The sequence below is a fragment of the Luedemannella flava genome (assembly GCF_039528515.1).
GTDB classification, from domain to species: domain Bacteria; phylum Actinomycetota; class Actinomycetes; order Mycobacteriales; family Micromonosporaceae; genus Luedemannella; species Luedemannella flava.
In genome coordinates, this window is record NZ_BAAALT010000192.1 from 1 (window position 1) to 10996 (window position 10996).

11 protein-coding genes are annotated in these 10996 nt (G+C 71.7%); 6 read left to right on the forward strand and 5 right to left on the reverse strand.

Features of this window, described 5'->3' with window-relative positions; translation table 11 throughout:
- The 5 genes from ABD211_RS25250 to ABD211_RS25270 all read right to left on the reverse strand — a co-directional run.
- Nucleotides 1-1202 (reverse strand): helix-turn-helix domain-containing protein (locus ABD211_RS25250; protein ID WP_344136875.1); only part of this gene is annotated, 1202 nt, incomplete at its 3' end.
- Between the two features lie 198 nt (nt 1203-1400).
- Nucleotides 1401-1802 carry a Fur family transcriptional regulator gene (locus ABD211_RS25255; protein ID WP_344136878.1) on the reverse strand — a complete coding sequence of 134 codons (402 nt, stop codon included), beginning with the start codon at nt 1800-1802 and terminating at the stop codon, nt 1401-1403.
- Between the two features lie 78 nt (nt 1803-1880).
- Complete coding sequence (locus ABD211_RS25260; RefSeq protein WP_344136881.1) at nt 1881-3281, reverse strand: extracellular catalytic domain type 1 short-chain-length polyhydroxyalkanoate depolymerase; 1401 nt, start codon at nt 3279-3281, stop codon at nt 1881-1883.
- Between the two features lie 123 nt (nt 3282-3404).
- Nucleotides 3405-4235, reverse strand: a complete 831-nt coding sequence (locus tag ABD211_RS25265; RefSeq protein WP_344136904.1) for a helix-turn-helix domain-containing protein — start codon at nt 4233-4235, stop codon at nt 3405-3407.
- A 248-nt stretch (nt 4236-4483) separates the two neighbouring features.
- Nucleotides 4484-4723 (reverse strand): DUF397 domain-containing protein, encoded by a 240-nt coding sequence (locus ABD211_RS25270; RefSeq protein WP_344136884.1) that lies wholly within the window; start codon nt 4721-4723, stop codon nt 4484-4486.
- 317 nt (nt 4724-5040) lie between these two features.
- Between ABD211_RS25270 and ABD211_RS25275 the strand changes: the two genes are divergently transcribed.
- From ABD211_RS25275 to ABD211_RS25300, 6 genes are all read left to right on the forward strand, one after another.
- Nucleotides 5041-6003 (forward strand): GNAT family N-acetyltransferase, encoded by a 963-nt coding sequence (locus tag ABD211_RS25275; RefSeq protein WP_344136887.1) that lies wholly within the window; start codon nt 5041-5043, stop codon nt 6001-6003.
- A 238-nt stretch (nt 6004-6241) separates the two neighbouring features.
- Nucleotides 6242-7603, forward strand: coding sequence for an ABC transporter substrate-binding protein (locus tag ABD211_RS25280; protein ID WP_344136890.1), 1362 nt, complete (start codon nt 6242-6244; stop codon nt 7601-7603).
- Nucleotides 7604-7685: 82 nt separating this feature from the next.
- Nucleotides 7686-8696, forward strand: a complete 1011-nt coding sequence (locus ABD211_RS25285; protein WP_344136893.1) for a carbohydrate ABC transporter permease — start codon at nt 7686-7688, stop codon at nt 8694-8696.
- The gene (locus ABD211_RS25290; RefSeq protein ID WP_344136896.1) at nt 8693-9628 is read left to right on the forward strand and encodes a carbohydrate ABC transporter permease; all 936 of its coding nucleotides are present in this window, start codon (nt 8693-8695) and stop codon (nt 9626-9628) included. The genes ABD211_RS25285 and ABD211_RS25290 overlap by 4 nt, the downstream gene beginning before the upstream one ends.
- Nucleotides 9629-9665: 37 nt before the next feature.
- A complete protein-coding gene (locus tag ABD211_RS25295; RefSeq protein ID WP_344136899.1) occupies nt 9666-10058 on the forward strand; it encodes a TraR/DksA family transcriptional regulator in 393 nt (130 codons plus the stop codon).
- Nucleotides 10059-10124: 66 nt separating this feature from the next.
- Nucleotides 10125-10996 (forward strand): dynamin family protein (locus ABD211_RS25300; RefSeq protein WP_344136902.1); only part of this gene is annotated, 872 nt, incomplete at its 3' end.

A 10996-nucleotide genomic window follows, 5' to 3' on the forward strand; every position in this document is an offset into this window, starting at 1 on the left:
GCCACGGCCGCGGCGTCGATGTCGCGGCCGGGATGCAGGCCGAGCAGGTCGAACGCCCGCGCCGCGGCGGGCGGCAGGTGCCGGTGCGACCACGAGAACACGCCGCGCAGCGCGGCCCGCGGATCGCCGTCGACGGCGAGCAGGTCCAGCCGGGTGGCCTCGTCGCGCAGGTCGTCGGCCAGGTCGGCGAGCAGGCGCCCGGGGGTCGCCGCCGCGTGCTCGGCGGCGATGCGCAGGGCCAGGGGTAGCCGGGCGCAGCGGTCGGCGAGGTCCGCGGCCGCCGCCGGCTCCGCGTCGACCCGCTCACCCAGGAGGGTACGCAGCAGCGCCACCGCCTCCTCCCGGGTGAGCAGGTCGAGGTCGATCCGGCGGGCGCCGTCGCGGATCACCAGCCCGGCGAGGCTGTCCCGGCTGGTGACCAGCGTCCGGCAGGTGGCCGAGCCGGGCAGCAGCGGCCGGACCTGGTCGGGGGTGCCCGCGTTGTCCAGCACGATGAGCATCCGGCGGCCGGCCAGCAGGGTGCGGTAGAGGGCGGCCCGGCTGGCGAGGTCGGTCGGCAGGTCGGCCGTACTCAGGCCCAGCCCGGTGAGCAGCGTGGCGAGCGCGCCGATCGGGCTCACGGGCCGGTCCGGGTCGTAACCGCGCAGGTCGAGGTAGAGCTGGCCGTCGGGGAACCGCTCGGCGACGCGGTGCGCCCAGCGCAGCGCGAGGGTGGTCTTGCCGACCCCGGCGGTGCCGGCCACGGCGGTGACCACCACGGCCGTGGCCGGCCCGGCCGCCGGCTGCCCGAGCAGCGCGTCGAGGGTGGCGAGCTCCCGCTGGCGACCGGTGAACCCGCTGACCTCCCCCGGCAACTGCCGGGGGACCGGCGCCGCCGGCGTGGCGGCCATGGCCTGCCGGCGGGTCTCCTCGACCCGGTCGCGGGCGGTGGCCAGCGCGCCCTGCTCGGCCGGGGACGCGCCGAGCAGGCGGACGAGCACGTCGAAGCGGTCGGTCGGCGGCAGCACCCGGCCGGCCAGGTACTCCCCGATGATGCCGTGCGACCAGCCGGCGGCGGCGGCCAGCTCCCGATAGGACAGCGGCGCGCCGCCGCTGCGGCGGGCGTGGCGGCGGCGGAGGTCGCGCAGGACCCCGGCGAGGTCGGCGAGGGTGTGCACGGCGTCGACGCCGCGCGCTGGATCCTTAAAGCTGTCGATGCGCACCAGGGTAGCCGGGGCGTCACACATCGTACGGCCAGCGGCTCCGGTCCAGTCTGCGACACCTGGCCGGGCTGGGACGCCCCGGCCAGGTGTCGTGGCCGGTGCGGCCCACGGGGGAGGGCCTCGGTGCCGGCATCGGGTCCCATCGTCGCCCGGTGAAAGCTTCCGTGCGGCCGATCCTGGACGCGGTTGGACAGCTGGCTAGACCTCGGCGCAGCGGGGGCAGGTGCCGAAGATCTCCAGGGTGTGGCTGACGTCGGTGAAGCCGTGCTCGGCCGCGATGCGGTCGGCCCAGCGCTCCACGGCCGGCCCCTCGACCTCGACGGTGGTGCCGCAGGTGCGGCAGACGAGGTGGTGGTGGTGTGACTGCCCGCAGCGGCGGTAGAGCTGCTCGCCCGACGGCAGGCGCATGGTGTCCACCTCGGCGGCGTCCACGAGCAGCTGCAGGGTGCGGTAGACCGTGGTCAGGCCGACGCTGGCGCCCCGCTCGCGCAGCAGCATGTGCAGCTGCTGGGCGCTGCGGAAGTCATCGGTCTCCGCCATCAACGCGAGAACCTCCCCGCGTTGGCGGGTGTTGCGGGCGCCAGGGGTGGACTGCGTCAAAATGATCTCCGAGTACGGGCGAAGGCGGCGGCCCGGTGCGGGCCGCGCCTTCGCCCGAGTCTACGGCGATCGTTTCGGTCAGACGGCCGTGCAGGTCACGGTGGCCCCGGCCGCCGAGCCGGTGCCCTGGAACCCGAACTCGGTGGACTGCCCGGCGGCCAGCTTGCCGTTGTAGGGCATGTTGGTCACCGTGACGGTGCCGGTCGTGCCGCTGTGGGTGCCGTTCCACATGTTCGACACCGCCGCTCCACCGGGCAGGGTGATCGTCACCCGCCAGCCGTTGATCGCCGCGGTCGCCGTGACCTTGACGCTGGCCACGAACCCGCCGTTCCAGGCGCTCTGCAGTGTGTACGTGGCGGTGCAGCCGCCGGTCGCGCCGGTCGTCACGGGCGCCGACGGGGCGGCCCGGCTGGTGACGGGCGCTGAGGTGACCGGACGCGTGGTCACCGGCGCGGACGTCACCGGGCGGGTGGTGACAGGCGCGGAGGTCACGGGCGCCGACGTCGCGGCGCGCGTGGTCACCGGTGCGGACGTCGTACCCGTGGCGGTGAGGCCGAAGAAGCGGATCGCCTCGGCCGCCACCACCGGCAGGTTGTGCGAGACGCCCTGCATGCTCACCGCCTCGACCTGGACCACCCCGGCGGAGTTGACGTAGCGGGTGCGGGTCCAGCCCGACTGCGGGGTGTTGGCTTCGGTGGACGTCGGTGTCGCGCTCACGCCGAGCACGTTCGTCCACTGCTTGATCGCCTCGCCGAAGTTGACGTACGACAGGATCTCGTCGTTCGTGCCGTGCCACAGCTGCATCCGGGGCCGGGGTCCGGTGTAGCCCGGGTAGGCGTTGCGCACCGCGTCGCCCCACTCCTGCGCGGTCCGGGTGACCCGGCCCTTGGCGCAGTCGTCGCTCCAGCGCAGCGAGTCGGGGTTCACGGCGAAGCAGGAGAACGGGACGCCCGCGAAGGCGGCGCCCGCCTTGAACACGTCCGGGTAGCTGCCCAGCAGCACGTTGGTCATCATGCCGCCGGAGGAGACGCCCGTGGCGTACACCCGGTCGGGGTCGCCGTTGTAGTGCTGCTTCACGTACGTGACCATGGAGACGATGCCCAGCGCGTCGCTGCCGCCGTTGTGGGTGAGCGACGCCGACGAGGCCACGTCGAAGCACCCGTCGGACGCCTGCGTCACCGACGGGAAGATCACAATGAAGCCGTACTGGTCGGCGAGGCGGCCGTAGTCGCTGCCCGCGAAGAAGGCCGGGCCGTCGCCGTGGCAGTAGTGCACCGCCACCACGATGGCCGGCTTGGCGGTCACGCTCGTCGGGACGTACAGGAACATGCGCAGCTGGCTGGGGTTGGTGCCGAAACCGGTGATCTCCTGCAGGGAGGCCGCGGCGGCGGGCTTCGCCGGCACGGTCACGACGATGGCGATCGCCGCGAGCAGGGGTATGACCGCGAGGGCCAGTTTCAGGAGGGTCTTCTTGGGCACGGGGGGTCCGCCTGTCCACACGAGAGCGTCGAATAAATCGACGTCGATGTTAAGTCGCGGTCTCGCGGGACAGCCAAGGGTGATGGTGGCGGCGCAGGTCAGGGCCGACTGAACCGTGAAAGTTCAGGCGGGCAGGTCGCGCAGGATCCTCTCGAGGATCTCGCTGGTGCGCGTCGGCGGCTCCGCCTCGACGCAGAGGCGCTCCATGGCCTCGGCGTAGTGGTCGACGTCGTCGCGCTTGTCCAGGTAGAGCGCGCTGGTGAGCTGCTCGACGTAGACGACGTCGGGGAGGTCCTGGTCGGGGAAGCGCAGGATGGAGAAGGCGCCACCGGCGGCAGCGTGCCCGCCCGCGCGGAACGGGATCACCTGCAGCCGCACGTTGGGCAGCTTGGTCGCGGCCAGCAGCGCCTCGAGCTGGCCGCGCATGACCTCGGCGCCGCCGATCGGGCGCCGCAGGGCGGCCTCGTCGACCACGGCCCACAGCTGCGGCGGCTCGGTGCGGGTGAGCACCTCCTGCCGCTTGATCCGCAGGGTGACACGGCGGTCGACGTCGTCGGGCTTGGCGGTGGCGTTGCCGAGCAGGATGACGCCCCGCGCGTACTCCGGGGTCTGCAGCAGGCCGGGGATGAACTGCACCTCGTACGTCCGGATGAGCGAGGCGGAGGCCTCGAGCCCCAGGTACGACTGGAACCAGCTGGGCAGGACGTCCCCGTAGCGGTGCCACCAGCCGGGGGTGTTGGCGTCGCGGGCGAGCGCGAGCAGGCGCGTGCGTTCCTCGTCGTCGTCGAGCCCGTAGAGGGTGAGCAGATCGGCGACGTCGCGTTCCTTGAAGCTGACGCGGCCGAGCTCCATGCGGCTGATCTTCGACTCGGACGAGCGGATCTCCCAGCCGGCGTCCTCGCGGGTCACGCCGGCGGCCTCGCGCAACCGTCGCAGGTGGGCGCCGAGGAGCATGCGCAGGACGGTGGGCCCGCTGCTCGGTCCACCCGACGGCTCAGCCATCGTCACCTGCCAACCCTCCGCGTGATGTGTGCCGCGTGATCTGTGACCTGTCGCCGCGCCGTCGTCGGTTGCCCGGCTTCGACCCTCGCGGTGCATTTTGCATTCGTCGGCGTAAGCATGCCATGGCGGTGCGTCAGGTACCACAGCCGACCGTACGACCCCGCGGGTCGTGTCCGACCCGCAGGGCGTGCGGGTATATGTCAGCCGAGCAGGTTGTCGAAGTCCCCGTCGCGGGCGCCGTTGACGAACGCCGCGATCTCGGCCCAGGTGAACAGCAGGGCGGGACCCTCGGGGTCCTTCGAGTTGCGCACGGCGACGCCGTTGCCGTCCGGCAGCGGGGCCATCTCCACGCAGTTGCCGTGGGGGTTGCTGCGCTGGCTCTTCTGCCACCGGGCCGCCGCGAGGTCGGTGGCGGGCATTCCGTTGTAGAGATGCTGCATCAGAGCTTCTCCTTTTGCGGGGACGGGATGCGGGTGCGCCAGCGTCGAGGGGCGTTCGCCAGCGAGATGCACGTGCATCGGCTCTTGCTTCTGCAGAGCATAACGACGATGATATCTCATGTGCATGTGTACGTGTCCGCTTACTCTGAGTGATCAAAGATGGGCATGACCGGGCGCAGGAACTCCCCGATGCCGCGCCGAGCTGGCTCCGCGTCGTCGGGTGACCGGGTGGGCGCGTTGGCGCGCGGGCCACGCAGCGTAGTCACGGCGTGGCCGCCGCGGAGGCACGGCGCGTCCGCCCGGGGGGCCCTCGACGGGTGGTGTTGTTGTTGATCGAGACCGTGGACTACCGGCCCTCATACGAGCTCGACGCCGACCTCGCGGACGTGGCGTACGCGGCTGTCCGGGGGTGGCCGGACCAGCAGCTCATCACGCCGGCGGCGGTGCGTTCGCGGTTGCGGCCCACGGGCACGGCGGCCACGACCCTGCTCCTGGCTCGTGACGGCGGCCGGTTGGTCGCCGCCGCCGCGATGCTGTGGCCCGCCACCCTGGAGGCCATGGGCCAGTTGATCGGTCCCCTCGTCCACCCGTCGGCGCGGGGCGCCGGGCTCGGCACGGCCATGCTGCGCGCGGCCGCGTCGGTGGCCGCGGCCCGCCCGGGGATCGCGTTCACGGCGGGGCCCATCCCGGAGAGCCGCCCGGTCGGCTGGGGGCTGTTCGACAAGGCCGGCTGGCAGCCCGTCCAGACGGGCCACCTGTACACGGCGACCCTGCCGGTCGTCGACCAGCCGCCACCCAGCGATGTGCCGGTCCGCCCCGCCCAGCCCGGGGAGTACCTGAACCAGGCCGTCGCGGACCTCGTCGCCCACGCGTACCCGCGGTGCGGCCACGCGGACGCCCGCGACACCTTCACCCGGTGGACCACCGACGAGCGTTACCGACCCGACGGGCTGCTGCTCACCGGCGACGAGCACGGCCTGTCCGGCGCCGCCCTGGTCTACCCGCAGTCCGATGAGGACGCCCCCGGTCCGGCCGAGGCGGTCATCGCCGACCTCATCGTGGACCCCCGGCTGGACGGCGCGACCGCCGCCGCGGTGGGCGCGGCGCTCGCCGGCGCGGCCGTGCGGGCGGGCGCCTCCTTCGGCGCGGCCGTGGCCCGCACCGTGGCCCGCTGCCCGCACGCCGGGGCCGCGCTCGCCTCCGTGGGCTTCCGGCGGGTCGACCAGGTGCGCTACTACGGCTGCCCGAACGCGTTGTCGGTCCTGTCGGCCGTCGGCTGACCGCACCGGACAGTCCACAGTTCACACGCCCCCGGGGGCACCGTCATGTCCGCTTCCGGGGCGTTGTTACCCGATAGTTACTGACTTGATCTCAGGGAAATGCTGGACTCCACGCGCGTCGCGGGCTTGCATGGGATGAGTTGGCACCCAGACGTGCGCTCTGGAACACGGAGCGTAACCGGGTCCTGCCTGTCAAGGAGGACAGTATGTATGCCACAGACCAGTCGAAGGAGTCATCATGAGGGCGCGGCGGAGTCGCGTCCTGCGGGTGGCGGCCCCGGCCGCCGCGCTCGTGCTCGCCCTGGCCGCCTGTCAGAACGGTTCGGGTGACGAGGCCTCCGGGCCCGTGCCCACCCTGACCGGCGACTGCGCCAAGTACCAGGCCTACGCCGGGCACGCGGGCAAGAAGGTCACCATGTTCGCGTCCATCATCAGCCCCGAGTCGGACTCGCTGCAGAAGTCCTGGGCCGAGTTCTCCTCGTGCACCGGGATCACCATCTCGTACGAGGGCTCCAACGACTTCGAGTCGCAGCTGCCCGTGCGGGTGCAGGGCGGCAACGCCCCCGACCTCACCCCGATCCCGCAGCCGGGTCTGCTCAAGCAGATGGTGCAGACCGGCAAGGTCGTCAAGCCGCCGCAGCAGACCGTGGCCAACGTGGAGAAGTACTGGGCCCCGTCGTGGAAGACGTACGGCTCGGTGGACGGCACGTTCTACGCGGCGCCGATGAGCTCGAACATGAAGTCCCTGGTGTGGTACTCGCCGAAGGCGTTCGCCGACGCGGGCTACACGGTCCCGACCACGTGGGCCGACCTCATGACGCTCAGCGCCAAGATCGCTTCCGATGGCAAGGCCAAGCCGTGGTGCGGAGGCATCGGCTCGGGCACGGCCACCGGCTGGCCCGCGACCGACTGGCTGGAGGAGGTCGTCCTCGGCCAGCACGGCGGGGACGTCTACGACAAGTGGATCAGCCACCAGATCAAGTTCGATTCCCCCGAGATCCGTCAGTCGATGGAGACCGTGGCCGGCTGGATGCTCAACCCGGCCTGGGTCAACGCCGGCTTCGGCGACGTGAAGACGATCGCGACCACGACGTTCCAGGACGCCGGCAAGCCGATCCTGTCCGGCAAGTGCTACATGCTGCAGCAGGCGTCGTTCTACCGGGCCCAGTGGCCCGCCGGCACGACGATCGGCCCGGACAAGGCCGTCTTCGCGTTCTACCTCCCGCCGGTGAACCCCGCGATCAAGACCCCGGTCGTGGGCGGCGGCGAGTTCGTCACCGCGTTCGCCGACCGGCCCGAGGTGCAGGCCGTGCAGAACTACCTGTCCAGCGCGGAGTGGGCGAGCAGCCGCGTCAAGACCGCGCCCGGCTGGGTGTCGGCCAACAACGGCGTGGATATCGCGCTCTACACCGACCCGCTGGACGCCCTGTCGGCCAAGGCGCTGTCGGACACGAGCGGCACGTTCCGGTTCGACGCCTCCGACCTCATGCCCGCCGCCGTCGGCGCCGGTCAGGAGTGGAAGTCGATGACCGCCTGGTTCGCGCAGGGCCAGAGCATCGACAAGGTGGTCAAGGACATCGACGCGGCCTGGCCGGAGTAGGCACGGCGCATCCGATTCCTGGTCGTCGCGGTCCGGTCCACCGGGCCGCGACGACCGTCCACCCACCCCGGAGGGAAAGCCGATGTTGTCTGACCCGGGCGCGGTGCTCGCCGACTCCACGCTCGTCGACTCGGGGTTCAAGTTGCTCCTGGTCGTCGAGGTGGTGGCGGTCTTCCTCGCCGTCCTGTTGTTCATCTTCTTCGCGGCCGGGCGGGCCACCGGGCGCTTCGAGCGGCCGGTCGCCATCGCGGTCCTGCTCGGCCCGGCGGTCCTGCTGCTCGTCATCGGGCTCGTCGTCCCGGCGGTCCGCACGATGTACCTGAGCTTCTCCAACGCCAACGGCACGAAGATGCTCGGCTGGAAGAACTACGTCTGGTCGTTCACGACGCCGGCGATCCAGGACATCCTGATCAACACGCTGCTGTGGATCATCGTGGCCCCGCTGGTGACGACCGTCCTCGGGCTCACGCTGGCGCTGCTGGTCGACAGGGTGCGCGGCGAGTCGGCGTACAAGTCATTGATCTTCATGCCGATGGCCATCTCGTTCGTCGGCGCGAGCATCATCTGGAAGTTCGTCTACGACTACCGCGATCCCAGCCAGCCGCAGATCGGCCTGCTCAGCCAGATCTGCCTGGCGCTGGGCTGGGACAACCCCCCGAACTGGCTGCTCACCCCCACGCTGAACAACTTCCTGCTCATGGTGATCCTGGTCTGGGTGCAGACCGGCTTCGCGATGGTGGTCCTGTCGGCGGCCATCAAGGCCATTCCCAGCGACGTCATCGAGTCGGCGCGGGTGGACGGCGCGGGCGGGGCCAGCATGCTGTTCCGCATCACCATCCCGATGATCCGCAGCACCGTGGTCGTCGTGCTCACCACCGTCATGATCACAACATTGAAGATCTTTGACATCGTGCGGACGATGACCGGCGGCAACTTCGGCACCCAGGTCCTGGCCAACGAGATGTACTCCCAGTCGTTCGTGCAGTTCAACGTCGGGCGCGGCAGCGCGCTCGCGGTGATCCTGTTCCTCGCCGTGCTGCCCCTGGTCGGCTACAACATCATCCAGCTGCGGAAGGAGCGCGCGAACCGATGAGTGACGACTCCCCGACGCGGCAGGAGCCGGCCGTCAAGGCGGTCCGGCGGGCGTTCAGCTCGCCGGTGGCCACCGTGCTGGTGCTCGCGCTGACCGTCGTCTGGACCATCCCGACCGTCGGGCTGGCCATCACCTCCATCCGCCCGGCCGGCCAGGTGGCCGACACCGGCTGGTGGACGTGGTTCACCAATCCGTCCGTGACGCTGGACAACTACCGCACCGTCCTCGTCGAGGGCGGCTTCGGCGTCAGCGGAGGCCTCTTCCCCTACCTGGTCAACTCCCTGGCCATCACCATTCCCGCCGCGATCCTGCCGCTCGCGTTCGCCTCGATGGCGGCGTACGCCCTGGCGTGGGTGCGGTTCCGGGGCAGCGACACGATCTTCTTCATCATCTTCGCGTTGCAGGTCGTGCCGCTGCAGATGGCGCTCATCCCGCTGCTGCAGCTGTTCTCCGGCGGGGCGCACCTCGGCTCCGTCCAGATCATCCCGGCCCTCAACCTGGGCGGCACGTACTTCCCGGTGTGGCTCGCGCACACCATGTTCGCCCTGCCGCTGGCCGTGTTCCTGCTGCACAACTTCATCGCGCAGCTGCCGCACGAGGTGATGGAGGCGGCCCGCGTCGACGGCGCGAGCCACCTGCGCATCTTCCGGTCGATCGTGCTGCCGCTGGCCACCCCGGCGCTCGCGTCGTTCGCCATCTTCCAGTTCCTGTGGGTGTGGAACGACCTGCTCGTCGCGCTGACGTTCGCGGGCGGCACCCCCGAGGTGGCCCCGCTGACGGTGCGGCTCGCCCAGCTGTCGGGAGGGTTCGGCAGCCGGTGGGAGCTGCTCACGGCGGGCGCGTTCGTGTCCATTGTGATCCCGCTCATCGTGTTCTTCGCACTGCAGCGCTACTTCGTCCGCGGCCTGCTGGCCGGCGCGGTGAAGGGCTGACGTTTCCGCGTACGCGGCGGCGGGTAACAGCGGCGGCATGACCATCATGGATGTTCCGCCGGTGCTGAACCCCGCCGCCGCGCACAACGACAGCCTGCGGGACCTCCTGCACGGCCTCTACCTGGACGTCTGCGCCGCCCACGAGGTCGCGCTGGCTGACGCCGACGCGACCGGCCGGGCCGGCGCCGACCGGGCCGGCGAGGACGAGGTCGACGCCGGCAGCCGCGCGGCGGCCCACGAGGAGCAGCTCACCCTCGTCGCCACCCTGTACGCCCGCCGCGACCAGCTCGAACACGCCCTGGAGCGCCTCAACCGCGGCGAGTACGGCCGCTGCGAACACTGCGACCGCCAGATCCCCGCCGAACGCCTGGAGGTCTACCCCACGGCAACCTCCTGCGTCCGCTGCAAAACCGCCTTCGAACGCCGCTGACCGAGTCAATGTCGACTCGTCCGTGGTGGGTGGGCGGGCGGGCGGGGATGGGGCACAATCGCCTGCGTGGGAGGTGGGGGTGGCGCGGGTGAGGGCGGGGTGCTCGGGCGGGCGAGCGTCGTGGTGGAGCGGGCGCTGCGGGTCGTCGCGCCGTACGGGCGGGACGATCTCACCGCGCAGCTGAGTGCCGCGCGGCGGGCGCTGGCCGAGCCGAACGTGCACGTCGTCGTGGCCGGCGAGTTCAAGCAGGGCAAGAGTTCCCTGGTCAACGCGCTGCTCGGGCACGCGGTGTGCCCGGTGGACGACGACGTCTCCACGGCCGTGCCCACATATGTGCGCCACGCCGACGAGCCGACCGCCGCGCTGGTCTTCGACACCGACGCCGCCGACGGCGCGCCGCTGTCGCGCACGGCCGTGGCGGTGGCCGACGCCGGCCGGTTCGTCGTCGAGGGCGGCGAGACGGTGCCGGCGCCCGACGGCGCGCGGCTGGCGGGCGTCGAGTTCGGAGTCGACCACGACCTGCTCGCGCAGGGCCTCGTGCTGGTGGACACGCCCGGCGTGGGCGGCCTCGGGTCGGCGCACGCGGCGGCGAGCCTCGCGGCGACCGCGATGGCCGACGCGGTGCTGTTCGTCACCGACGCCTCGCAGGAGCTGACCCGCACGGAGATGGACTTTCTGCGGCAGGCGCGCGCGGCGTGCGACACGGTCGTGTGCGTACTCACCAAGACCGACTTCTACCCGGCGTGGCGGCGCATCCGCGACATCGACCGGGGCCACCTGGGCGGCGAGGTGCCGGTGCTCGCCGTGTCCTCGGCGCTGCGCCAGCACGCGGTGCGCGCCGGCGACGGCGCCGCGTTCGCCGAGTCGGGCTTCGCGGAGCTGGTCGCGTGCGTGGCGGGCCGGGCCGGCGGCGCGGCCGTCGAGCGGATCGCCGCCGT